This is a genomic window from Parasaccharibacter sp. TMW 2.1888, assembly GCF_023167265.1.
Taxonomy (GTDB): Bacteria; Pseudomonadota; Alphaproteobacteria; order Acetobacterales; family Acetobacteraceae; genus Bombella; species Bombella apis.
The window spans coordinates 50,609-76,037 of record NZ_CP030979.1 but is presented as its reverse complement, the minus strand read 5'-3'; the positions used below and the strand labels follow the sequence as shown (position 1 = coordinate 76,037).

The following is a 25,429-nucleotide window of genomic DNA, read 5'->3' as shown; positions in this document are numbered from 1 at the left end:
GCTGGGTGTGAAACGGTCAGCCCCGTTTGAAGGCAAGTGCTTCTTCTGCGCTGCCGACACCGCCATGGGCTTTGGACCAGCTGCATGGGTCCTCAAGGAAGCGGCGAACTTCTGCGCTGTCTTCGGCAGAGAAATACTGACCATCGGCGCAGGCTTCCAGTACATCCCACCAGGTGCAGAGTGCATGCAGGCTGATGCCCATGTCCTGAAGGGTTTTCTGGGCGCCGGGGAAGACGCCGTAGAAGAAGACGACAAAGGTGTGATCCACGATGGCACCTGCTTCACGCAGGGCATTGGCAAAACGGATCTTGGAGGCGCCGTCTGTTGTCAGGTCCTCTACCAGCAGGGTGCGCATGCCCTCTGGCACGTCACCTTCAATCTGTGCATTGCGGCCAAAGCCTTTAGGCTTCTTGCGCACATAGGCCATTGGTGTCATCAGCCGGTCAGCAATCCAGGCGGAGAAGGGAATACCTGCCGTCTCACCGCCCACGACAGCATCAATGCTTTCATAGCCGATGTGGCGGCCAATTTTTTCAACGGCCAGTTCCATCAGTTTCTTGCGGGCGCGGGGGAAGAAGATGATCTTGCGGCAGTCGATATAGACGGGGGATTTCCAGCCGGATGTCAGCGTGTAAGGCTCGCTGGGCCGGAAGTTGATGGCTTTGATTTCCAGAAGAATGCGCGCCGTTGTCAGCGCAGCATCACGGTCCCACTGTGTGGGGCGGATGCCCAGATTTGATGCTGTGCCAGATGCAGGCATTATTCTCTCCGTAATCTCGAAAAATGGTTCCTTTGGAGACATCTACCCGTTAGAAGGAAGGAGGGGTAGGGCAAAGATGTCTTTTTTGCCCATTCTCTTATTGGTGACGCTTTATTCTGTTATTGGTAGGGCTGATGATAGTGGCCCGCCTTTCCTGATGGAGGTTTTTCCTGGGGAAAACAGGGTATCGTAGGGGTTATGGGATATGAAAATCGACACCGGGCACATTGGTCGCAAATGCGAACGCGCCGTAATTACAGCTTATCAGGAGCTGCATGATATGGGGCAAAGCGAGATGAGTATTTTTGCTGCCTGCACAACCCTGTATCGCATCCATCATCCAGAATCGTCCCTGCCAGAAGCCCGGCTGCTTGTCTCGGAGTGGATAGATCATCACATCGTCCGGCGTTCGGCTGCGCCTACGCGTGGCTGTAACTGCCCTCCAACCAGGCCACATTGAAGCCACAACATGGCCTGATGCTGTCCTTCGCTCTTTGGGCCAGAGACACATGATGAAGCGGGGTGCCGGATGGCTCTCCGCTTTTTTGATATTTTCAGTTTTGATCAAATCTCTCAGGCCCTCTGGCTGCCCGGAGAAGCAGACAGCCAGAGGGAGCAGATCATTTTGTTGCCTGCTCTGGCAGGGTATAGACAACCAGCTGATCGGAAACAGGTGTCCCCATGAGGTGGTGCCCCCCGGCCATGATGGCGACATATTGCCGACCATTGACGGCATAGGTCATGGCGTTGGCCTGTCCTCCACCGGGCAGCACGTCCGTCCAGAGTGTCTTGCCTGTCTTGAGGTCGACGGCGTGAATCTGGTTGTCGGTTGACGCCCCGATGAAGGCCACACCGCCAGCCGTCATGACAGACCCGCCATTGTTTGGCGTGCCGATTTCGATGGGCAGACCTGTCGGCAGCCCCCATGGACCATTGGCACGGGCCGAGCCGAAGGGCCGCTGCCACAGAACCTTGTGTGCCTTGAGATCAATGGCGGTGAGCATGCCGTAGGGAGGTGCGTTGCACATTACCCTCGTGAATTCGTTCCAGAAGGGACCAACCAGAGTGCCATACGGCGTCTCAGCCTGGGCGGCATTGCCGGCTGTCATGCCATGGCGTGGCGTGTATTCGGGAACATCCACAGGGATCAGTCGCAGCTGGTCCGCCGTTTTGCGGTTCACAAGCTGGTTGTACATGGGAACATTGTTCCAGTTGGCCAGCATGATGCCCGTCTGCGGGTTATAGGAGATGCTGCCCCAGTCACTGCCCCCATTATAGCCGGGGGATTCAATCCATGGCTTTTTGAGGGAAGGGGGTGTGAACTCGCCAACATAACTGGCCCGACGGAACTTGATGCGGCAGGCCAGCTGGTCCAGCGGCGAGACGCCCCACATGTCCGACTCCTTCAGGTCTGGAAAACCGAGGCGGGGAACCCCGACAGACCATGGCTGCGTCGGCGTACGGGGATCATCCTTCATGACACCGGCGGGGGCCGGTTTTTCCACGACAGGGAAGTCTGGCAGCGGCTTGCCTGTCCGACGGTCGAGGATGAAGGTCTGGCCCCGTTTTGTAGGCATGATGAGGGCCGGGATGATGCTTCCGTCATCGGCATGATAGTCGAACAGCGTTGCCTGGGAACCAATGTCGTAATCCCAGACATCCTTGTGGACGGTCTGGAAGACCCACCGGGGTTCGCCCGTGCGGACATCAAGCGCCACCACGGCGGATGACACCTTGTTTTCCGCATCGCTGCGCATGGCGCTGTAATAGTCAGCCGAGGAATTGCCCATGGGGACATAGACCAGCCCCAGGGCATTGTCGCCCGTCATGGCCGTCCATGAATTGGGTGTTCCACGGCTGTAATAATGGTCCTTGTCCGGCTGGTGGTGGTTGTCCGGATTATTGACATCCCAAGCCCAGAGGAACTTCCCACTTTCGGCATCATATCCCCGGATGACGCCTGATGGTGCCCAGCGGCGCTGACCGTCCAGCACTTCATGATTGACCACGATCACGCCATTGATGATGGGAACCGGACTGGTCACCCCAACAAAACGGGGCACGGACCAGCCCATGCCCTGCATGAGATTGACCTGCCCGCCATGGCCAAAGGCCTCGCACGGTTTGCCATCTTCGGCATCAACGGCGATCATCCGGTTGTCCAGCGTGGCCTCAATGATGCGGTTATGGCAGGTCTGCCCATCCGCTGCGGCGGATGACGTGTAATAGGTGACGGATTTGCAGGCAGAGGTGAAGGGAATGGCATCGTAGCTTTCATGGGCATGGAAGTGCCATTTTTCCTGCCCCGTAGCGGCATCGACACGCATCATGTCATTCGTGGCGGAGCAGAGATACAGGGAATCACCCACCTTGATGGGGGCCGTTTCCGGCGCCAGTCGATTCAGTTTGCCTTTTGGTTGCAGGACTCCGGTATGGTAGACGAACGCCCGTTGCAGCCTGCTGACATTCTCCGGTGTGATCTGGGTCAGCGGGGAATAGCGTGTTGCCCGGTCGTCCCGCCCATAGGCAGGCCAGTCCTCAGCTTTGGGATTGGCACTCTCCTGAGGGACGGCCTGGGGGAGCTGGTCGATGGGGAGCTCATCAATATCCGGCAGGTTGGCGGCATTGACGCCTGTGGCCTGGGGTGTGTTGGGAGCAGGGGGATGATAGATGGTGGAAACCGTTTCCTCCGCAGGTGCCGTCTCGTGAGACGTGCTGGGGGAGGCGGCCTCCTGGGCTTTTACGGCGGATAGTGATGTGCCGAGGATGGTACCTCCCAGAAGGAGACCAAGAAGACGGACTTGATTACGCATCGGGAGTGACTTTCTGGTTGCGGAGGAGACGGGGAAGAAAAGCAGCGACCACGATGGCCAGCAGGGTGGGCCCGAAGAGGCGCGGCAGCCATCCCCAGAAATTGAAACCGACCTCGTAGATTGTCCAGGGAATTGTCAGGGCCCAGGCGAGAAGATAGGTCCAGGCACCCACAGGGCTCTGGCGGAAAAGATAGATGCCTGATAGGCAGAGGAGCAGTCCGCAGAGGGTGTAATACCAGGACCCACCCAGCAGAATGAGCCATGAGCCGAAAATGACGAAATAAAGCCCGAAAAGCAGAATCAGCAGGGCAAATGCCCAGATGGCTATATCTGCGCCTTTGGGTTTTTCATTGGGATAAGAGAGAAAAGACACAGTTCCATCTCCAGTTGACCAGAAAATATCAGGAAACCATGGGGATACACGCTTCGGATAAAAACGGATTGACAAGATCAAACCATATATTTGGTCAGGGAACTCAGGTTGATACACTGGACATGCCGGTTACATGATTTTTTCATGCAACCGGCACGATCCCGGGGTTACTTGCTGTCTGCCTCTGGCAGAGCATAGACAACCAGCGCATCAGACACCGGGCTGCGCATGAAGTGGTGCCCCCCGGCCATGATGGCGACATATTGCCGACCATTGACGGCATAGGTCATGGCGTTGGCCTGTCCCCCACCGGGCAGCACGTCAGTCCAGAGCGTCTTGCCTGTCTTGAGGTCAATGGCGTGGATCTGGTTGTCGGTCGATGCTCCGATGAAGGCGACACCGCCAGCGGTCATGACAGGGCCGCCATTGTTGGGCGTACCGATTGTCAGTGGCAGGTGCGAGGCGATGCCCCACGGGCCATTGGCACGGGCCGAACCAAGTGGCTTCTGCCACAGGACCTTGTGCGCTTTGAGGTCAATGGCGGTGACCATCCCGTAGGGTGGCACATTGCACATCATCTGGGTGAAGCTGTTCCAGTACGGGGTGACGACAATTCCATAGGGCGTCTGCGCCTGTGCCCCGTTACCTTCAGCCCCACCAGCGCCAGCTTTGAACTGGGGTGAATCAATGGGAATCAGCCCCATTTTGTCAGCTTTCTTGCGGCTGACGAGCTGGTCATACATGGGCAGGCTGCTCCAGTTGGCCAGCAGGATGCCCGTCTGCGGGTTATAGGAGATGCTGCCCCAGTCACTGCCCCCATTATAGCCGGGGTATTCCAGCCACGGCTGCTTGATGGTAGGCGGTGTGAACTCGCCGACATAATGGGCCCGACGGAATTTGATGCGGCAGGCCAGCTGGTCCAGTGGTGAGATGCCCCATGTGGCGGCTTCTGTCAGCTCCGGGAAGCCAAGACGGGGAACCCCGACAGACCACGGCTGCGTTGGAGCCCGTGGATCACCCTGGACGAAGCCCGGGCTGGGAGCCGGTTTTTCCACGACGGGGAAGTCTGGCAGCGGCTTGCCTGTCCGACGGTCGAGGATGAAGGTCTGGCCCCGTTTTGTAGGCATGATGAGGGCCGGGATGATGCTTCCGTCATCGGCATGATAGTCGAACAGCGTTGCCTGGGAACCAATGTCGTAATCCCAGACATCCTTGTGGACGGTCTGGAAGACCCAACGGGGTTCGCCCGTGCGGACATCAAGCGCCACCACGGCGGATGACACCTTGTTTTCCGCATCGCTGCGCATGGCGCTGTAATAGTCAACCGCAGAGTTGCCTGTGGGCACATAGACCAGCCCCAGGGCATTGTCGCCCGTCATGGCCGCCCAGGAATTGGGTGTTCCACGGCTGTAATAATGGTCTTTGTCCGGCTGGTGGTGGTTGTCCGGATTATTGACATCCCAAGCCCAGAGGAATTTCCCACTTTCGGCATCATATCCCCGGATGACGCCTGATGGTGCCCAGCGGCGCTGGCCATCAAGCACTTCATGATTGACGACGATCACGCCATTGACGATGGGCGGAGCTGTTGTCATGGCCACGAAACCGGGGACGGACCAGCCCATGCCCTGCATGAGATTGACCTGCCCGCCATGGCCAAAAGTCTCGCAGAGCTTGCCATCTTCGGCATCAACAGCAATCAGCCTGTTGTCCAGTGTCGATTCAATGATGCGGTTATGGCAGGGCTGCCCATCCGCTGCGGTGGATGACGTGTAGTAGGTGACGGATTTGCAGGCCGCCGTATAGGGAATGGCATCGTAGCTTTCATGGGCATGGAAGTGCCATTTCTCCTGCCCCGTAGCGGCATCGACACGCATCATGTCATTCGTGGCGGAGCAGAGATACAGGGAATCACCCACCTTGATCGGCGTGGTTTCTGCAGCCCACTTGTTGGCCTTCCCTTTGGGAGGGAGGCTGCCGGTATGGTAGACGAACGCCCGTTGCAGTCTGCTGACATTTTCCGGCGTGATCTGTGTCAGCGGAGAATAGCGTGTCGCCTGGTCATCACGCCCATAGGCAGGCCAGTCCTCAGGTTTGGGATTGGCACTCTCCTGAGGGACGGCCTGGGGGAGCTGGTCGATGGGGAGCTCATCAATATCCGGCAGGTTGGCGGCATTGACGCCTGCTGGCTGGGGGGTACCCGGCTCAGGGTCGTGGTAGATGCTGGAGCTCGTCTGCGCTTCGCTGTCATTGTCCGGGCCGGGGGTTTCCAGCGAGGGAGGAATCTGGGCATGGGCCACATGGACCGGGAGCGAGGCGCCAAGGATGGTGCCACCCAGAAGGATACCGAGAAGGTAAGCCTGGTTACGCATTGTAGTGTTCCTTCTGGTTGCGGAGAAGGTGAGGCAGGCAGGCAACAACGGCAACCGCCAGCAGGGTGGGCCCGAAGAGGCGCGGCAACCATCCCCAGAAATTGAAACCGACCTCATAGATCGTCCAGGGAATTGTCAGGGCCCAGGCGAGAAGATAGCTCCATGCTCCTGTGGGGCTCTGGCGGAAGAGATAGATGCCGGAAATGCAGAGAAGGAGTCCGCAGGGGGTGTAATACCAGGACCCACCCAGCAGAATGAGCCATGAGCCGAAAATGACAAAATAAAGGCCGAAAAGCAGGATCAGAAGCGCCAGTGCGTAAGTCGCCAGGCTTGCCAATCCTTGCTTCGGTCTGGAGGACGATGATGGTGACACGACATTATCTCCAGTCTAGCAGAAACCATGTCGTAACTATGAGGCCATCCAGGATGGGAGAAAAATAGATAAATAAAGTTAATTTATATTTATGATAGGTAAAATGGATCAATCTATTCTTTATTCAGGACGGGATTTTGTGGCGTATCCTGAAACTGTGCAGCAATAGCTTTATGATTGGCAATGACCTCCCCAACAAGAAAGGCAAAGAACTTTTTTGTGAAGTCAATGTCCAATCCGGCATCCTGGGCCAGAGCATGCAGGCGGGTCAGCTGCTTTTTCTCCCGGGCCGGGTCGCAGGCAGGGAGGTGGGAGGAGGCTTTCAGAGCCCCCACATCGGCTGTGCAGCGGAAACGTTCTGCCAGCATATAGATGAGGGCAGCATCGATATTGTCGATACGCTGGCGGAGAGCGGTCAGCTGACGGGTTGGATCAGGCAATGTGTCATTTTTAGAGGTCATTGAGGTCAATCCATGCGAGATGGCCGCCTTTGCCGGCGCCGAGATCCATGAAGATGGCTTTTCCTCCCAGCCGGCCAGTCCGGTGCAGTGGGCGGCCATCAAGGGACCGTCTGTCATGCCCGACATAAACGGTTATACCTTCTGGAATACGGTTGATCCAGCTCAGGCGTCGTTCTGGATACCCGTCCGGCTGGAGGCGGCTTGTCGTTTCTCCGAAGAGTGCCCGTGAAAGAGGGGCGGACATGTCGGCAAGCCCTGTCTGTGGCGGGGGGCCGGAGAGCATGGCCGTGTGGAACCCACCATGAACGAAGAGCATGTTGCCCAGCCTCTGCCATGCCGGTGCCTGAGCGACGGCTTTGAGGGAACGGTTAGCGAGGTCTTCGGCTGTGGAGGTCTGAATCTGTTTCAGGGTGGTTTCCAGCGGGAGGTCACGGCGCAGCCGCCGCCCTTCCAACGCTCGGCCCAACTTGCGGTCGTGATTGCCGAGAACGAACATGCCCCTGTGCGTCTCCAGCAGGTCCAGCATGGTTTCCAGCACGCCAGCACTGTCCGGCCCGTGATCGACGAGATCTCCCAGCTGGATGATGAAGCGCTTTGTGGCTATGGCATGGCGGAAAGCGTTGAGATCACCGTGCACGTCTCCCACAATGCGAAGACCATGCTCGCGAATGCGGGATAAAACCGATTCGTCAAGCCGTGGTTCTGAAAAGATAGGTCGATCGCTCACGGTTTTGTAAACTCAGCCTCCAGTTGCCTTAAAGGGCACTAATTGTCTGATGATAATGGGAGAAGGTCAACCATTTACCATGCGGATGCTTTCATCCAGATTGACAGAGAGCAGGCGGCTCACGCCCCGTTCCTGCATGGTGATCCCATAGAGACGGTCCATATGGGCCATGGTCAGCTGGTGATGGGTGATGACCAGAAAACGGGTGCCCGTTTCTTTGGTGATGTCACGGATGAGCGTGCAGAAGCGCTCCACATTGGCATCATCAAGGGGGGCATCAACCTCATCCAGAACGCAGATGGGAGCTGGCGTGCAGTGAAAGGCTGCAAAAATGAGCGAGAGGGCTGTGAGAGCCTGCTCTCCGCCGGAGAGAAGAGACAGGGTTGAGAGTTTCTTTCCGGGGGGCTGGGCAAATATTTCCAGCCCGGCCTCCAGCGGATCGTCGCTGCCAACCATCTGGAGATGTGCCTTGCCTCCACCAAACATGCGGGTGAAGAGCTTCTGGAAATGCTCATTGATGTCCGCAAAGACGGCCATGAGGCGTTGTCGGCCTTCCCGGTTGATCGCCCCGACCCCGCCACGCAGGCGGGCAATGGCGGTTGAGAGGTCCTGATGCTCCCGGGCGATTCGTTCGGATTCTTTCTGGGCTGTCTGGAACTCGTCTTCGGCACAGAGATTGACCGGGCCCAGATCATCACGGCGCTTCAGGGCCCGTTTCAGGGCCTGCCGCAGGGCCTGTTCAGCATCGGCTGAAACAGTGTCCGGGGCTTCGGCATTGTCTGGCAGGGGGGAATCATGGCGCAGGAGAGCCAGAGCCTCTTCTGCCTGTTCGGCCCGTTCACCAAGCCGGATGGTGTCTTCACGGTAGCGGCTGCTGCCATCCTTGTGGTGGTCCAGCAGGGCCTGCTGGTCATGCAGGGTGGCTTCGGTCTGGGCCAGGTGGCTGGTGAAGACCTTCTCTTCTTCTTCCAGCGTTCTGAGCGTTTCCATATCCTTCTGGAGCTGCTCTTCATGGCGGGCAAGGCTGCAGTCTTCCGCCTGCTCCGGGGTGGCCGTCATCAGGGCTGCGTGGCGGTCCGTCAGGTCCTTGATGAGGGTCTGGAGCTGGGCATGCCGGTCGGCCTGTTTCTGGCTGTCCGTCAGCAGATGCCCGTGTCGTTCTTTTAGCAGGGAAAGAGTCTGCGACAGGGTGTTATGGTCTGCCCGGTGCTGCTGAAGGGCATCCGTGGTGCTGGTCAGCCCGGCCTTCGTCCGGTCGAGTTCTTCTTTCAGAATGGCGATGTCCGGCAGATCGGACTGATTTTTCTGGCAGGCTGCTTCATCAGTCAGGCGTTTTTCCAGAGTGATTTTCAGGGTCTGGATCTGCTGCTGGAGGCTTTCCCGCCGGGCTTGCAGGCCAGCCAGAAGGCGGCTTCGCTCCTGAAGGGCCTGTTCCTGTCGTGTGGCCTCTTTGCGGACTGTTTCGGCCTTTTGTATGGCCTCTGCTGCGGCCTGTCGGGCATGATGGAGTGCGTCTTCTGCTGTTTTCAGAGCCGACTGAAGAGCTGGAAGGTCGATCTTTGCCTGTGTGTCCAGTACGGTCTGTTTCTGTCCGCTCAGCTCCCTGATGTCCTGCTCCAGCTGGTCGATGGTCTGTGTCCGTTCAGCGAGCTGTTTCTTCAGGGCATCGTTCCTGAACAGGGCCTGTTGTCGCTCGTTTTCAGCTTTCTGGTGTTGGGAGCGGGCCTCTTCAGAGGCCAGTCGGGCTGACTGTTCTTCATCCCGGATGGTCTGGAGTACTGCCGCAGCGTCGGAGACGGCCTTGTCTGAAACGGGAAGGGCCTTCAGCTCTGACTGTACCGCAGCAAGCTGTGACTTTGTCCGGTTCTGCTGTGCCTCATGGCCGGAGGCTTCCTGTTGGAGAAGGGAGATCTGCTCCTGCTGGAAGGCATGGCGTTCCGTAAGTCCTTCCAGCTGGTGCTTCTGCCGTGCCTGTTCGTCACGTTCGTTTTGGGCAGACTGGCGCTGTTCTGCCAGTGCCTGTGCCAGTGTTTCACACTGTGTGTGCAGTGTGTCGGCGGCAGCTTTCTGGACAGCGTGCTGCTGGTCGAGTGTCTGAATGGCGGCAGCGGTCTTCTTGAGGGCCTGTGCCTGCTGGAGGCGTACCATTTCTGCCGTGGGCGTGTTGGGCTGGCGGATGAAACCATCCCAGCGCCAGAGGCCCCCTTCTTTTGTGACGAGGGCCTGACCAGGCTGAAGATAGTGGTGGAGGGCAGGGCCGTCTTCAGTCTTTTCCAGCAGGAAAATGGCCCGGAAAGCCCGCTCAAGTGGAGCCGGTATATTGATAAGGGATGCCAGACTGGGCAGGGCCGCCAGTGCCTTGACTGCGGGTGTCTGTTTCCCAAGCGGGGGCAGAGGGCGCCATTGCCGTGGCGTATCAGTCAGGGGTTCTCCCTCAGGGGGGAGAGACGCTTCCAGCCCATCTGTCAGGGCGCTTGCAACGGCCCTGATGAGGGCGTCCGGGATTTCCAGCTGTTCCAGTACGGGATGGGGGATGGCGAGGAGACTGCCTTGCAGGGTGCTTTGCAGCCCTTCATGCTCGCTCTGGTAACGCAGCCGGTCCGTTTCGATCTGTTGCAGGGCCTGCCGTGCCTCTTTTTCCTGTTCCAGAAGAGCATTGTGCTGTTCTTCGGTCTGGGTGATGGCTTCGAGGCGGGAGTTGATCTGCTTTGCCAGCATGTTGAGACGGGTCCGTGCGCCATCGAGCTCTTCGATGCTGATCGCACGGTCAAGGGCGTCCTTCAGGGCGGCCTGCGCTGCTGTGGAGCGTGCCTGCTGGTCTGCCAGCTGTTCGGTCAGGCGTTTGATGTCCTGTTGCAGAAATTCGCGGCGTTGCTGGCATTTTTCCAGCGCAGCCTGCTCGCTGAGCCAGAGCTGCTCTGCCTGTTCACGCGTCTGTATCAGACCTTTTTCAGCAAGGGCGGTCTGTTCTGCCAGTGTCCGTGTGGTCTGACAGGCTGCCTGCAACCGCTCTTCTGCGGTCTTGTCAAGCAGGCCGTGTCTGGTTTCCTGCTTCTGGGTTCGTTCCGTTTCCAGACGGGACTGCTGCCTGGTCACTGCCTGGGTCAGTTCTTTTTCACGCTGTTGCAGCTGTTCAAGCCGGGTTCTGGCTTCATGCAGATCACGCTGTGTGCGGTCGGTGAGAAGTCTCTGTTCCTGAAAATGAGCTTCGGCCTCCCGGGCGTTGCGTTCGCAGCTGCTGGCTTCCTCCATGCTGGCGGAGACCTGCTGGCGCAGCTGATCAGCAATTGCTTCCCGGGTGCAGTCCTGTTCGATGGCCTGAAGTTCGATTTCCAGATGGTTGAGGTTTTCCCTGTCATCAGCAATCTGACGTGCCAGCTCCTGCTGGCGGCTCTGGAGCCGTTCATGCTGGAGTGTTCCATCCTGATAACGGGATGACAGCGCAGCATGGTCGGCCCGCTGGGTGGCTTCTGTCTGTTGCAGGGCCGTGATCGTCTCTTCCAGCGCAGGGAGCTTCGTGGCGGTGGCCCGTTGCTGGTCCATGATCTGTTCCAGTGCCAGCCGGGTCTGAGCCTGCTGTTCTTCCAGCTGGCTCAGCTCTTTTTTCTGTCGGGCCAGATCATCTTCCAGCTGGGCCCGCTGTCTGGCATGGTCGGCCGAGGCCTGCTGCATGTGCTGGAGGGCAGCTTCTGCTACGCCGACATGGATGCGGTACTGCTCCAGCCGTTGGCGGAGCGTGGCCAGGGCTTCGCTTTCCTGCTGGCGTTTTTCTGCCTGTAGTTCGACATGCTTTTTGGCATCCAGAAGAGCCTGCTCATTTCTGGCCAGGGCTTCTTTGGCTTTTTCCAGAGCAGCCCGGCGGCTCTGGACGAGCTCTTCGGCTCTGGCATGTTGAAGGATGAGCAGAGACCGTTCATGCTGGCGTATATCCTCTGATGCCTGCCGGTAGCGTCGGGCCTGTTCGGACTGGGTGGAGAGGCTGCTGAGCTGCTGGTCCAGCGTTCTGCGATGCTCTTCGGCCCGTTCCAGATTGCTTTCAGCCTGACGCAGTTTCAGCTCAGCGTCCCGGCGGCGGACATGCAGGCCGGTGATCCCGGCGGCTTCCTCCAGCAGGAGGCGACGCTCTTCCGGTTTGGCAGCGATGAGCTGGCTGACACGGTTCTGGCTGATGATGGATGAGCTGCGGGCACCGGAGGACAGGTCCGCAAAGATGGTCTGTACGTCTTTGGCCCGCATGACACGATTGTTGATGCGGTAGGTGCTGCCCGCACCACGTTCTGCCTGACGGGAGACTTCCAGCTCTTCCGATTGCTGGAAGGGCGGCGGCGCAAGACCGGCAGCCGCACCAAGATGGAGGGTGACACGGGCCAGATTGCGGGCCGGGCGGCTGCCTGTCCCGGCAAAGATGAGGTCATCGCTCTCTCCACCACGTAGGGCACGGGCGGAGCTTTCCCCCATCGTCCAGCGCAGGGCCTCGACAATGTTGGACTTGCCGCAGCCATTGGGGCCGACAATGCCGGTCAGGCCCGGCAGGATGTCCAGATGGACCTCATCAGCAAAGCTTTTGAAGCCGACAATATCGAGGCGGGTCGTGATCGCCTTGTGCTGTGTCATTGAACCCCGTGTGGACTGTGGCGATGGAGGAAAGCGGAAGAGGGGATCAGGCCTTGCTGACGAGCTCGGCAAATTTCTCCACGGTCTCAGGGTCCTGAGCGAATGGTGTGCTGTTGAAGCGGAAGTAGGGTGTTCCCTTGATGTCGTAGGTCTGTCCGTCCTGCTGGGTCAGCTGATACAGTTCCTGCCCGAAGGTCATGTCCTTGCTGATCCTGTCGAATTCATCCGGGGCAATTCCGGCCAGGGCAGCCTCCTGCTTGAGGTGGGCAACCGGGTCTCCACCAGAGAAGGCCCACTGCATCTGGCGGGAGAAGAGGGAGCTGATGAAGGGTAGGTAACGTTCTTCAGGCAGGGAGCGTGCCACCATGGCAGCAATCATGGCAACCTGATCCAGTGGGAAATCGTGGAACTGATAACGGATCTTCCCGGTATCGATGAACTGTTCCTTGACCTGGGGGAAGATGTCCGTCGCAAAATGGGCGCAGTGGGTGCAGGTCAGGGAGAACCATTCCTGAACGAGCACGGGAGCCTTGGCATCACCGATGATGCGGGGAGAGAGGCGGGGGTCTTTCGGTGCGGCAGCCTGTGTCTGTGCCAGAGCGGGACTCTGGGCAAGGAGGGTGCCGGTAGTCAGCCCGGTTGCCAGCAGGGCAGAACCACTGGTCAGAAAATGACGGCGTGAAAATGGGTGGTGGGAGGTCATGACGGCTCCTTTGTTCTGGGGGAAAGGCTACGGTGCGGTATCGGTCAACGGTTCATCCTGCCATGAACGGCAAGAGAGGTGGTACCGTCAAGAGGATGGGCCGGTGGAGGGTGTCTGCCCGTCCGCCGTTTCCGGCTGCCGCCGCAGGTGGGCAGGGACACGCATCCGCAAGGTCAGGATATGCCGGGCATCGGAATCGATCACCCGGAACTCCAGCCCGCTGGGATGAACCAGCACTTCATCACGGGCCGGGACATGCTCGGCCAGATGGAAGACAAGACCACCGACAGTTTCGATTTCTGCCTCCCGTTCCTCCCGTGTCAGAACAGGGCCAAGGCGCTCTTCCAGCTCCTTGACGGGTAGTCGGGCATCAAGGTCGATCGTGCCATCGGGACGGTTGAACCATGGTGTGGTGACCGGCTCGTCATGTTCATCAGAGATGTCGCCAACAATGGTTTCGATGAGGTCTTCAATAGTCACAAGGCCATCGATGCTGCCATATTCATCAATGACAAGCGCCATGTGGGTACGGCGCTGACGCATCTGGAGCTGGAGGTCCAGCACCGGGATGCTGGGTGCGACGAGTAGAGGCTGGCGGAGAAGGGAACGCAGGTTGAAAGGTTCTTTCGTACCGATATGGGCGACAAGGTCCTTGACGTGGATCATCCCGACGATGTCATCCAGCTCATCATGGTAGACGGGCATTCGGGAGTGGTTTTCCTCCCGCATCAGCCCCAGAGCCTCATCAAAGGAGAGATCATCCGACATGGCGATGATGTCGGCCCGGGGGATCATGACGTCATCAGCGGTGATGGTACGCAGGCGCAGTACGTTCATGATGAGCGCTCGTTCCTGCCTGTCCAGCTCGGGAGAGTCAGGATTGGTCTTCCCCAGACTGGCGGCTTCCCGGACGAGGTCAGCAATATGCTGCCTTATGGTCTTTGTGCGTGCCTTGCGGTGGAAAAGTTTCATCGGGTGCGGAACGTTCCTGTTTGCGGGCGGAAGAAAATGTGACGGTTTTTCAGGGATCAGCGGCGGGAGTGAGGGCGTGGCCTCCATGGGTCGCCGAACCCCATCCGGCAGAGAATGAAAGTTTCCAGCCCTTCCATCTGCCGGGCTTCACCGGGATGATGATGGTCATGTCCGGCCAGATGGAGCAGGCCATGAACGATCAGATGTGCCGTATGGGCCCGGAGGCTCTTGCGGGCCTGTAACGCCTCCCGGTGCATGGTCTGGTAAGCAAGGATGATGTCTCCACCCAGCATGGGAGCAGGGGGCTCGAATGTTAGGACATTCGTTGGCTTGTTCTTGCTGCGGAACTGCGCATTGAGCCGCTGGATGTGGCGGTCGTCCGTAAAGACGAATGAAGGGCCCGGCCTGCCTTGAGGGAAGACATTCCCATAGCGCTGGGCCATCTGGCAGGATTGTCGGACAAGCCGCTCCACATCTCCCAATGCAGCCCGCCAGCGTGGATCAGAAACCAGAACCTCAGCGTGGGGAGTAACGGGGCGTTTCATCATCTGTCCGGTAGGAGTGGTAGGGGTTGGCCGCTGCATCGACACCCTTCTGATCGTAGGCTTCGACGATGCGGGCGACAAGGGGGTGGCGGACAACATCGGCTGCTGTGAGCGGGCAGACAGCAATGCCTTTGACCCCTTCCAGCGTGGCCACGGCGTCCCGCAGGCCGGATGTCACACCACGCGGCAGGTCTATCTGGCTCAGGTCGCCCGTAATGGCCATGCGGGTACCAGCCCCCATGCGGGTCAGGAACATTTTCATCTGGGCAGGGGTGGTGTTCTGGGCCTCGTCAAGAATGACATAGGCATGGGCCAGTGTCCGTCCCCGCATGAAGGCCAGTGGCGCCACTTCGATTTCTCCACTGGCCATGCGGCGTGAGACCTGATCACCGGGCATCATGTCGTGGAGGGCATCGTAAAGGGGGCGCAGATAGGGGTCGATCTTTTCCCGCATGTCGCCGGGCAGGAACCCAAGTCTTTCTCCGGCTTCAACGGCAGGGCGGGAGAGGATGATGCGATCCACCTGTCCTGCCTGGAACATGGCAACGGCCTGTGCCACGGCCAGATAGGTCTTCCCTGTACCCGCAGGTCCAAGGCCGAAGACAAGCTCTTTGCTGGCCAGAGCCTTCATGTAGGCGCTCTGTCCGGGGGAGCGGGGAGCAATGGCTCCGCGTTTTGTCTGGATATGCGGGAGATTGTCCAGTGAGGAAGCATCCATGGGTGGAGCAGTTTCTTCAGCTGTGGGGCGGCGTGGGCTGCGGCGATGTGATGGCAGGGCTGTCAGCCTGATGACGCCATCAACCTGGTCTCCATCCAGTGTCACGCCTTTGCCAGCCTGCTGGTAGAGCGCCTGGAGGACGGCCTGTGCCCGATTGACGGCATCCGTCTCTCCGGAAATGGCCACACGGTTGCCGCGGCAGACCAGTCTCGTGCCGGTTCCCTGTTCCAGCCGGATGAGGTGACGGTCATGGTCCCCGAGGACTTTCTGCAGGCGATGATTGTCCTCGAAGCGGAGTGTCGTCGTGCGGTGTCCTTCCTGACCGGAGGAAAAGGACGCTGGGGCGGAGCGGCTCAAATGGCTGTGCTTTCCTGTTCATGAAGGTGGCCACCAAGGGAATTGGTGAAGGGCGCTGTAATGCGAACCTTGACGATCTCGCCGATCAGGGAGGGGGAGCCCTCAAAATGGACAGGCTGAAGATAGGGTGATCGTCCGTTGAGTTGCCCCGGCTTGCGACCGTGGCCTGTGACGAGAACATCCTGAACCGTACCGACAAGGGAAGCATTGAATGCATCCTGCTGTTCTCGCAGAAGAGCCTGAAGGGCTGCAAGCCGTTTTTCCTTCACATTTTCAGCCACCTGGAAAGGCTGTCCAGCAGCAGGCGTGCCGGGGCGCTGGGAGTATTTGAAGCTGTAGGCACTGGCGAATCGTACATCTCGCACCAGCTGCATGGTGGCTTCAAAATCCTCATCTGTTTCGCCGGGGTGACCGACGATGAAGTCGGATGTCAGGGCTATGTCAGGACGGGCCTCTCTCAGACGTCTGATGATCTCCCGGTATTCATCAGCCGTATGGCCACGGTTCATGGCTTTCAGCACCTTGTCGGACCCGCTCTGGACTGGCAGGTGGAGGTACGGCATGAAAATGGGATTGCTCCGGTGGGCATCTATCAGTGCCTGCTCCATATCCCTGGGATGGGACGTTATGTAACGCAGACGTTTGAGCGCTGGAATCTTTTCATGCAGGAGGGCGGCCAGTTCCGGCAGGGAGGTCGTGCCGCCGTTCCAGTCGCCATGGAAGGCATTCACGTTCTGTCCCAGCAGGGTGATTTCCTTGACACCACTGGCGACGAGCCGTTCGGCTTCGGCCAGGATGGAGGCGACAGGGCGGCTTGTCTCGGCCCCGCGGGTGTAGGGGACCACGCAGAAGGAGCAGAATTTGTCACAGCCTTCCTGGATTGTGAGAAAAGCGGTCAGGTTGCCTTCATTCTGCGGGGCGGCTTCCTCCGGAAGGAGGTCGAATTTGGATTCAACGGGGAAATCCGTATCAATCACGCTGCCACCGGCACGGGCGATGCGGGCGACCATCTCCGGGAGGCGATGGTATGTCTGCGGGCCAAGCACGAGGTCCACATAGGGGGCCCGGGCCAGAAGCTCCTTGCCTTCTGCCTGTGCCACGCATCCTGCGACAGCGATGAGGGTCTCTTTCCCCTCCAGCTTGCGGGCCTCACGGATCTGGCGCAGCCGCCCCAGTTCCGAGAAGACCTTCTCGGCCGCCCGCTCACGGATATGGCAGGTATTGAGGATGATCATGTCCGCATTGTCGGGCAGGTCCACCGGGCTGTAACCCAACGGACGCAGAACATCCGCCATACGGGCGCTGTCATAGACGTTCATCTGGCAGCCCCATGTGATGATGTGCAGGCCCCGTGATGGGGAGGTGGAAATCTGTTCTTGCATGATGATCGCAGTCTGTCCGTGAATCAGCGGGCTATGGAAGAAAGAAGCAGGTCATGAGCGGGTGGAAGGGGTGATATCCCGCAGACGGTTCTGCCGCAGGTCTTCGCTGCCCTGTTCGATGGCGGCCCGTGCAGCATTGGAGAGGGCCTTGCGGGACGGGTAATCCTCCGGCTTGATGGGAGGGTGGAACACGACAGTGGCCCGCATGGAGCGCCACTTGCCAAGGCCCATCAGATGGGGGCCAAAATCCATGTCTCCGAACCACGAAAAGACGAAAGACCGTCTGTGCCGCCCTACGGGCAGGCCCTCCAGCTGGTCATAAGCCACCGTGACGGGCTGGATGATGCAGGAGGGGTGATCGTCAGTGGCCGGGTCACTGGGGCGGCGGACTGGTTTCGCAATGGCAAAGAGTGACGACATGAAAGGCAGCAGACCATTGCCTTTGGAGGTCGTACCCTCCGGGAAAAAGGCGATGTCATACCCTTTGCGCAGTTGGTTGATGACGTTTTCGACATCCTGTCCGGCTTCCTGCCGGTTGCGGTTGATGTAAATTGTCCGGCCAAGAAAGGTCAGATAGCCGATGACAGGCCAGTGGCGGACTTCCTGTTTGGCGATGAAGAAGGCCGGAAGAACTTTCCCCAACACCAGCACGTCCAGCCATGAGCAGTGGTTGGCCACGTAGATGACCCGTCGTCCATCAGCCCGTGGCGTGAGGGACCCCGCCCGCTCTCCGATCGTGCGGACTTTCAGGTTGAGGATGCGGCAGGCCACGCTCCAGAAAAAGAGAGGGAACCGGCGGAACATTTTGCCGGGCATGAGCAGGCACGACCCCTGCCCGACGCACCCGGCAGCAGCCCAGGCCAGCAGGGCACCAGCCCGCAGGCGGGCCCGCAGACGGTCCGTGAATGTATCCTGCAAGGCACGGTTCTGCTCGGCAAAAAGACGGTCCGGGTCGAAAACCGGCCGATGGCTCTTTCGTTTTTTTGTTGGGTGAGGCTCTGCAACAGACATAGTCGTCTAGATAGGCATTTTATGGAAGAGAGACAATCTTTATCAGCAGGATAGGGCGATCTTCCTGTCGTGACAGTGAAGAATGCTTCATATGACAGAACAGAAACTTTTTTAGAACAGAACTGTCTGTCATAAGGGGCCGGAACAGCCAGTGTTCTGGAATATATGCCGGAACTGGTTGAATCAGCGGGAAAAATGACGAGTCATCATTTGGCAGGCAGGATGGGGAAACGGTCGGAGCGTATTGCAACGCTACTGTTGTGTGTGGTGGTGCTGGGGTGGGAGACCATGCCGGTATGGGGTGAGGACAGCATGCCTGTCGTGCACGAACTGGTGCGGCACGCCCTGCCTTACACGACAAAGATTGAACCGGTTGGTGACAAGGCCGTCACGGATGGCATGGCGGCAGCGTCCCAGCTGGTCAGTCTTCAGGCTACACGCAGTGTTGGTCCATATGCTCTCGCTGGCCGGATAAGGGCTGATTATGAGCGGGTGCAGGGGGCGTTGCAGTCGCGTGGTTATTATGGCGGGCATGTGAGGATCAGTGTGGAGGCCGGAGGCAGGACCGTGGATGGCCGTGCGCCGGATCTGGCTGGTTTTCTGGCGTCCGTGCAGCCGGGAGAGGCGGTCACGATCCATCTGGGAGCTGTATTGGGGGAGCAGTTCACGGTTGGGCGGATCATCATTGTCGGGGAAGATGGTGATGGCCAGGGGACGGCTGGCAAGGCTGCGGATGGGAAACAGGAAAAGGCGGACCAGCCTTCCGTACGGCAGGTTCTTTCTCTCTCGGAGGGGGAGCGCAGCAGCCTGGGGCTGAAGGAGGGAGCCCCTGCTGTTGCAGAGGATGTGCTGGCCATACAGGGCCGCCTGCTGACATATCTTCAGGAAGAAGGCTACGGGCTTTCCGACGTGCAGGCGCCTCAGGCCATCCTGCATCCGGAGCGGAAGCAGATCGATGTGCAGATCAGGATGAAGCGGGGCCCCAAACTGGTCATTGGCCCCATGACGCTGAAGGGGCTGGAGCGTGTGAAGCCGGATTATGTCCGACGCCGCATGTTGCTCAGGGAGGGGCAGCTGTATCAACCGTCCGTGCTGGAGCAGGCACGTCTCGATCTGGGGAGTACGGGGCTGTTTGCTTCGGTCATACAGAAGAATGGGGACAAGGTATTGCCCCTACCCAGTCAGAAACCTGCCCCCGGTGGGAAAAAGTCGGCTGGGAAGAAAATGGCGGAACAGCCTCTGCCTCCTGGAGTGGAGGGGGCGCTGCCAATCGATTTTGATTTCAGCGAAGGCAAACGACACCGTCTGACAGGTGATGTCGGTTATTCGACCGATCTTGGCGGGCGTGCCGGCGTTTCATGGCTGCACAGGAACCTGCTGGGCCGTGGTGAGCAGCTGCGTGTTGCTGCCATGGCCACGGGGCTGGGTGGAACAGCCCAGCAGGGCCTTGGCTATGACGGGTATGTGGATTTCATGAAGCCGGATTTCCTTCAGCGCAGCCAGTCGCTTGACCTCCGGATCGAAGCCATACGTCAGCTTCTTTATTCCTACCGGCAGACGGCTTTTCTGGTTCAGGGGCGTGTGGAACGCCCCTTGTGGAAGGATTTTTCTGGCAGTGTAGGCATGACGCTGGAGCAGGAACATATCCGCCAGTTTGGTAGGAAGGCGGAGTATTTCATTGCTTCTGTTCCCATCAAGCTGGATTATGACGGGACGCATCGCTCAAGCCCCATTGAACCGGCGACGCATGGTTTCCGTGTTTCGCTGGGTGTGACGCCATCTGTTTCCCTGGAGCACAAGACCTCGTTCTTCATTCCCATGAACATGCAGGCTTCCACCTATTTCGATCTGGCCCGTCTGGGGCTGACCAGGCCCGGCTCCAGCGTCATTGCCATGCGTGTCATGATAGGGTCGATCCAGGGGGCTTCCACCTGGAATCTTCCGCCGGATCAGCGTCTGTATGCGGGAGGGCCGGGGTCCATCCGTGGTTTCCGCTATCAGGGGGTCGGGCCTCAGTATGGAACGACCAAATATGCCATAGGCGGGACGAGCATGGATGCCGGGACAGTGGAGTTCCGGCAGCGTCTGCCAAAGAATTTCGGTCTGGCGGCCTTTGTGGATGCAGGCCAGGTCAGTGGCAATTCCATGCCTGGTCATGGGAGACTGCGTGTCGGTTGTGGCGGGGGTGTCCGGTACTTCACGCCGATCGGCCCTGTTCGTGTGGATGTGGCCATGCCGATCAACCGGCCGAACCGTGGTGACAAGTGGGAACTCTATCTGGGCCTTGGGGAGACTTTCTGATGCTGGCGCTGGGACACAGGATTCTCCGTTACGCCGTCGTCTTTCTGGGATGTGTGTGCCTGCTGGTGGCCGTGCTGCTGGTGGGTATCAATCTGCCACCGGCAAAACGGTTCGTGGAGCAGAAATTGCCAGAGTGGTCAGGCGGCATGGTTCAGGTCGAGGGGATGGAAGGGATTCTGCCCTGGCATCTGGCGCTGTCTCATGTGGTTCTGCGGGACCCGCAGGGCATATGGCTGGAAGGGCGGAATGCGGACCTCCGGCTCGGCCTGTTGTCCCTGCTGCACAAGCAGGTCCATGTGCGGCACCTCTCTGCGGAGCAGCTGGCCTATGTCCGCAATCCTGCTTTCCCACCGGACCCGAAGGCGCAGGAAAAACCTTCAACTGGTCTGCCAGACTGGGGGGTGCGGGTCGATCATCTGGGCCTTTCCCTGCTGACAGTCGGGCCGACTGTGTTCGGGCAGGCGGCCAGTCTGAAGATTGAAGGCAAGGCCCGGCTGGAAAGCCTCAGTGCGCTGACCCGTATGCCCTCATTCAAGAAAATGCCGGCCCTACGGCTCTGGGTGAAGGCAGAGCGTCTCGACAGGCCGGCCCATCTTCTGGTTGATCTGCAAACCTGGCGGTACAGGACACATGGCCAGCTACATTATGATGAAGATGCTCAGGGATTTGCAGCCTCGCCGGGCGGGCTGGCCGTGTTTGATCCTCTTTCGGTCGATCTCTCCCTGCATGGCCCTTACAGGGCACTGGCCGTAAAGCTGGATGTCCGGGCTGCTACCCAGCAGGACAGCCCCCTGACGGCCCTGCTGAAAGGTCGTCTCGACCTTGTCCATCTGAAGAATGACCTGACACTGGATGTCCATGCGCCGCCCATGACGGTTCTGCCCGGTATGGGGTGGGAGAAGCTTGATCTGGCTGCCGCTCTGGATGGCGCCATGCTGGACCCTCATGGCACTATCCGGCTTGATGGCGTGAATCTGATGGCAGCAGGGGCCGGGGCAGGGCATCTGCATCTCCAGCTTGATGGGCAGGGAGGTGGCCTGCAGGCCCTTCTGGCACGGGATGCCATGACGTTCAGGAAGGTCATCAGAGGGCAGAACAGGGAAAGCAGGCTTTCCCTGTCCGCACGTTTTGATGGTGTCCGGGTACCTGGAAAAGCCCCGGCCATGCTGGCGGAGGCTCCGCTGGTTCTTGCAGCAACAGTGCAGCCCTATCGGGTGGACAGGCCCTATGAGGTGCATCTGGAACATGATGCGGTACGGCTGAATGTTACGGGAACGATGACTTCGGTTCTGGACGGACACATGCAGCTGGATGTGGGTCGGTTGCCGGAACTTGCTGCTCTGCTCGGCCAGAAGATGGCCGGATCGTTCCATGCTGGTGGGGCCTTCAGCGTTCCTCTGGGGGCACCGGGCAACATGACGGCCCGTCTGGAGGGGCATTTTGGCCTGAAGGAAGGCCCGGCACAGGCAGTGGCCCTGATCGGAGATCAGGGAGCCTTGCGTCTTCAGGCGAAGCGGGACAGGGCGGGTCTGCTTCAGCTGGACCAGCTCTTTCTGGGAGGGAAAGCGTTCCGGCTGGAAGGGAAAGGCCAGCTGGACCCACAGCAGGTAGTGTCTGCCTCGCTCAGGTTGGCCCTGTCTGATCTGTCCGCATTGCATGAGGCCCTGCGAGGGCAGGCCACGCTGGAGACCAGAGTGGAAGGATCGGTGACGGACCTTGCCACACAGGCCCATCTGGCAGGAATGCTGGGGGTTGTGCATCCTGGTGTTTCCCTGCCCATGGCGCCGGTGGATCTCCATCTGGACCTGGCCCATCTTCCCTCCCGGCCGCAGGGGACAGTGCAGATGCAGGGTACGCTGGACCGTGCGCCCCTGAAGTTGCACATGACGTTTGCCCGCAAGGATGATGGCGAGGTCGTGGCCGACCTTGATACTCTGGCGTGGAAGGATCTTCAGGGGCGGGCCGCCCTGGCTCTGCCGACCGGGCAGCGCATCCCGTGGGGTGATGTGGAGTTGAGGATCGCCCGGCTGGATGGTTTCAGCCGTCTTCTGGGGCGGCCAATGGCCGGGCATCTCCAGCTGGGTCTGCATACGGTACCGGGGGTGGAGAAAGGGCTTGCGGGAGCTCCAGCGCCTGACCGCCTGACTCTGGCGCTGGATGGCCAGTTTCATACGAATGGCTATGCCGTGAAAATGGCGAGCCTGAAGGGTGAGCTTCAGCATCTTCAGGAAGACCCGGTGGCGGACATGTCTTTCCAGCTTTCTGGTCTGCAGGTCAATGACATGACGGGTAGCCTGAAGATGCGGGTGAAAGGACCACAGACAGCCTTGGGGATTCAGGCTGATGGTCTTTTTGAGCATGTCATGCAAGCTCCGGCCCGTTTTGGACTTCTGGCGCAGGCTGACATTCCGGGGCAGGCCGTGAAGCTGGGCAGACTGTCTGCTGTTCTGAAAGGTGAAACCCTTCGTCTCCTGCGGCCGGTGACTGTGCATTACGGGCCAGCCATGGCGGTTGACCAGCTGACTCTTGAAGTCCAGCCTCCTCATGGTGTTGCCGCACGGCTAACGCTGAATGGTAGTCTCAAGCCAGAGATGGCTCTTGAAGCCAGCCTGGAGCATGTCACGCCTGCCCTGGCAGAGCCATTTGTTCCGTCTCTTCATGCCGCAGGTGAATTTGCTGCTTCAGCGAGATTGAAGGGCAGTCTGGCAGCTCCAGCGGGCCGGATTACGCTGGATGGGACAGACCTGCGCCTGATGAGTGAGCCGACGGCGTCCTTCCCGGCGGGACGACTGCATGTTCAGGCTGATCTGAATGGGAAACAGGCCCAGCTGCGGACGGAGCTGCGTGCCGGTGAGCCGATAGCCCTGCTGGTGACAGGCCGTGTGCCGCTGTCGCCAGCAGGGGATATGGACCTTGCTGCAAAAGGGCGGCTGGTCCTGTCGGTTGCCAATGCGTTTCTGGGGATGGATGGCATGGCGGCCGGTGGGCAGATGAGCCTCGATCTTGGCATCAGAGGTCCCATGAAGCAGCCCAGCATCGATGGGAGTGTGCAGCTGCATGGCGGTTCGTTCGACCATTATGCTCAGGGGGTGCATCTTCAGGCCATTGATGCCGTGCTCATGGCTCATGGGGATACGCTGGTTCTGGATCATGTCACGGCCCGGGCGGGGCGGGGAACATTGGGGATGAAGGGGCAGGTGGGTGTCCTGAGGCCTGGTCTGCCGGTTGACCTGGAGTTCCTCATGGAGAAGGCCCAGCCGATACAGAGTGACATGTTGACGGAGCTTATCAACAGTCATCTGCATATTCATGGTCAGGCTACGACCAGGCTTGATGTCGAGGGTGACATCACGGTGCCGGAGGCTTCGATCACCCTGCCTGATTCCATGCCGGCTTCGGTGCCGCAACTGGAGATCATCACGCCGGAAGAGGCCAGGGAGGCTCCCCGACCGGAGCCGAAACTGGTCGTGGGGCTGAATATTGATTTCATCTCTCCTGGCAGACTGTTCGTCAGGGGGCATGGCCTGTTTGCCGAGATGCAGGGCAAGCTGCACATAGGTGGTGTGAGTACGGCACCCCTGCTGACAGGCGGGATCAATCTGAAGAGGGGCAATTTCAACCTGGCGGGGATCAATCTCAATTTCACACATGGGCAGGTTGGCTTTACTGGCGGTGGTGCGGCCCACCGGCTTGATCCGACAATCGATTTCAGAGCGGACCGCAACGCCAATGGGACTCTGGCAAGCCTGCTCGTGCGTGGTTATGCGAGTGATCCGAAGATTGATTTTGTCTCCAATCCGAGCCGTCCGCGTGATGAGGTCCTCTCCATCCTGCTTTTCGGGACGGACAGAAACTCTCTTTCTTCAACTCAGCTGGCATCTCTGGGGTTGGCGATCGTGCAGATTGGTGGTGGCTCTGCTTTTGACCCGATGGGCAAGGTCCGCAGCACGCTGGGGCTGGACCATCTGGCCATTGGTGGGGGCAACAGCGTGGGCAAGGGGGCTGCCAGTGTGGAGGCAGGCAAATACGTGATGAAGGGTGTCTATGTCGGTGCCAAGGAAGGTCTGTCCGGCAAGGGGGCGCAGGCGCAGGTCAAGGTTGATCTGACGAAACGGTTGCAGCTGAACACGACAGTCGGCACTGGTGGACAGGTGACAGGCTTTACAACTCCGGAGAATGATCCGGGCTCCAGCGTCGGGCTCTCCTATGGGATAGATTATTAGAGCCTGCTCCTGTAGAGAAAAGAGGCAGAGGCTTCAGTCTGCCACACGTTTTTACAGGGGAAGGACCTGCCATGCGTTTCTCATTACGGTCTGTTTTTACGGCCATTGCTCTTTCCTGCTCGGTTCCGGCAGTGGCGTCTGCACAGGTCGTGACGGATGCATCCCAGATCCAGCCGGGATATTACAGGGTCGAGCCCCAGCATACGCAGGTCAGCTTTACCGTGCTGCATTTCGGTTTTTCCGTGTTTGAAGGGCTTTTCTCCGGGGCTTCTGGTGTGCTTCGGCTGGATCCCCGCCAGCCGGAAGCCTCCAGCCTTTCCGTTTCCGTGCCGGTGTCTTCTGTCCTGACGACAAACAGCAAACTGATGGAGGAGCTGAAAGGGAGCGAATGGCTGGCGGCGGGCCAGTTTCCCAAGGCTGAGTTTGTTTCTGTCAGTGTCAAACAGACGGGACCGAATGACGCCCTAGTATCGGGCAACCTGACACTGCACGGCATCACGCATCCTGAGACGCTGCGTGTTCATTTCCTTGGGGCGGGCGTCAATATGCTCGACAAGAAATATACGGTCGGTTTTGATGCGACAGCGACCATCAGACGCAGCGATTTTGGCGTCAGGATGTTCATTCCGTATGTCAGCGATGAAGTTGAGTTGAGGATCGCTGCCGCTTTTGAACGGCAGGACGTGGCCGTTCCAGCAGGATCGGATGACAGGTGAAAGGCAGA

18 protein-coding genes are annotated in these 25,429 nt (G+C 59.2%); 4 read left to right on the top strand and 14 right to left on the bottom strand.

Annotated features, from left to right (window positions below; all coding sequences use genetic code 11):
- Positions 1-16: 16 nt before the first annotated feature.
- The gene (locus DTQ13_RS00310) at positions 17-760 is read right to left on the bottom strand and encodes an orotate phosphoribosyltransferase (RefSeq protein ID WP_052349051.1); all 744 of its coding nucleotides are present in this window, start codon (positions 758-760) and stop codon (positions 17-19) included.
- 205 nt (positions 761-965) lie between these two features.
- On the opposite strand from DTQ13_RS00310, the gene DTQ13_RS00305 reads away from it, so the two are divergent.
- On the top strand, positions 966-1,220 hold the full coding sequence (locus tag DTQ13_RS00305) for a hypothetical protein (RefSeq protein ID WP_081563192.1): 255 nt from the start codon (positions 966-968) through the stop codon (positions 1,218-1,220).
- Between the two features lie 160 nt (positions 1,221-1,380).
- Here the strand turns inward: DTQ13_RS00305 and DTQ13_RS00300 are convergent, their stop codons facing one another.
- The 13 genes from DTQ13_RS00300 to DTQ13_RS00240 form a co-directional block, all read right to left on the bottom strand.
- Positions 1,381-3,573 carry a pyrroloquinoline quinone-dependent dehydrogenase gene (locus DTQ13_RS00300; RefSeq protein ID WP_248460703.1) on the bottom strand — a complete coding sequence of 731 codons (2,193 nt, stop codon included), beginning with the start codon at positions 3,571-3,573 and terminating at the stop codon, positions 1,381-1,383.
- Positions 3,566-3,946 (bottom strand): glycerol dehydrogenase, encoded by a 381-nt coding sequence (locus tag DTQ13_RS00295; protein ID WP_227431441.1) that lies wholly within the window; start codon positions 3,944-3,946, stop codon positions 3,566-3,568. The genes DTQ13_RS00300 and DTQ13_RS00295 overlap by 8 nt, the downstream gene beginning before the upstream one ends.
- Positions 3,947-4,113: 167 nt before the next feature.
- The gene (locus DTQ13_RS00290) at positions 4,114-6,318 is read right to left on the bottom strand and encodes a pyrroloquinoline quinone-dependent dehydrogenase (RefSeq protein WP_248460701.1); all 2,205 of its coding nucleotides are present in this window, start codon (positions 6,316-6,318) and stop codon (positions 4,114-4,116) included.
- Entirely contained in the window at positions 6,311-6,655 is a 345-nt protein-coding gene (locus tag DTQ13_RS00285; protein WP_043560029.1) for a hypothetical protein, read from the bottom strand. Before DTQ13_RS00285 ends, DTQ13_RS00290 begins: the two co-directional genes overlap by 8 nt.
- 149 nt (positions 6,656-6,804) lie before the next feature.
- Entirely contained in the window at positions 6,805-7,152 is a 348-nt protein-coding gene (locus DTQ13_RS00280) for a chorismate mutase (RefSeq protein WP_248460700.1), read from the bottom strand.
- Entirely contained in the window at positions 7,142-7,798 is a 657-nt protein-coding gene (locus DTQ13_RS00275) for a metallophosphoesterase (RefSeq protein ID WP_081563190.1), read from the bottom strand. The genes DTQ13_RS00280 and DTQ13_RS00275 overlap by 11 nt, the downstream gene beginning before the upstream one ends.
- A gap of 147 nt (positions 7,799-7,945) precedes the next feature.
- Positions 7,946-12,493, bottom strand: a complete 4,548-nt coding sequence (locus DTQ13_RS00270) for an AAA family ATPase (protein ID WP_248460698.1) — start codon at positions 12,491-12,493, stop codon at positions 7,946-7,948.
- A 46-nt stretch (positions 12,494-12,539) separates the two neighbouring features.
- Positions 12,540-13,196: a thioredoxin domain-containing protein gene (locus DTQ13_RS00265; protein ID WP_248460697.1), complete on the bottom strand. Its 657-nt coding sequence runs from the start codon at positions 13,194-13,196 to the stop codon at positions 12,540-12,542.
- A gap of 87 nt (positions 13,197-13,283) precedes the next feature.
- Positions 13,284-14,168, bottom strand: a complete 885-nt coding sequence (locus DTQ13_RS00260) for a hemolysin family protein (RefSeq protein WP_081563187.1) — start codon at positions 14,166-14,168, stop codon at positions 13,284-13,286.
- 56 nt (positions 14,169-14,224) lie between these two features.
- Positions 14,225-14,716, bottom strand: coding sequence for an rRNA maturation RNase YbeY (ybeY, locus tag DTQ13_RS00255; RefSeq protein WP_081563186.1), 492 nt, complete (start codon positions 14,714-14,716; stop codon positions 14,225-14,227).
- Positions 14,685-15,788, bottom strand: a complete 1,104-nt coding sequence (locus DTQ13_RS00250) for a PhoH family protein (RefSeq protein WP_043560041.1) — start codon at positions 15,786-15,788, stop codon at positions 14,685-14,687. Before DTQ13_RS00250 ends, ybeY begins: the two co-directional genes overlap by 32 nt.
- Positions 15,785-17,170, bottom strand: a complete 1,386-nt coding sequence (gene miaB, locus DTQ13_RS00245) for a tRNA (N6-isopentenyl adenosine(37)-C2)-methylthiotransferase MiaB (protein ID WP_248460695.1) — start codon at positions 17,168-17,170, stop codon at positions 15,785-15,787. The genes DTQ13_RS00250 and miaB overlap by 4 nt, the downstream gene beginning before the upstream one ends.
- Before the next feature lie 51 nt (positions 17,171-17,221).
- Positions 17,222-18,181, bottom strand: a complete 960-nt coding sequence (locus DTQ13_RS00240; protein WP_081563184.1) for a 1-acyl-sn-glycerol-3-phosphate acyltransferase — start codon at positions 18,179-18,181, stop codon at positions 17,222-17,224.
- A gap of 195 nt (positions 18,182-18,376) precedes the next feature.
- Here DTQ13_RS00240 and DTQ13_RS00235 point away from each other — a divergent pair, with 195 nt between their 5' ends.
- The 3 genes from DTQ13_RS00235 (at position 18,377) to DTQ13_RS00225 (ending at position 25,421) form a co-directional block, all read left to right on the top strand.
- Positions 18,377-20,482 (top strand): autotransporter assembly complex family protein, encoded by a 2,106-nt coding sequence (locus tag DTQ13_RS00235; protein ID WP_248460691.1) that lies wholly within the window; start codon positions 18,377-18,379, stop codon positions 20,480-20,482.
- The gene (locus tag DTQ13_RS00230) at positions 20,482-24,705 is read left to right on the top strand and encodes a translocation/assembly module TamB domain-containing protein (RefSeq protein WP_248460690.1); all 4,224 of its coding nucleotides are present in this window, start codon (positions 20,482-20,484) and stop codon (positions 24,703-24,705) included. The genes DTQ13_RS00235 and DTQ13_RS00230 overlap by 1 nt, the downstream gene beginning before the upstream one ends.
- A gap of 71 nt (positions 24,706-24,776) precedes the next feature.
- Entirely contained in the window at positions 24,777-25,421 is a 645-nt protein-coding gene (locus DTQ13_RS00225) for a YceI family protein (RefSeq protein WP_043560048.1), read from the top strand.
- Positions 25,422-25,429: the final 8 nt, after the last annotated feature.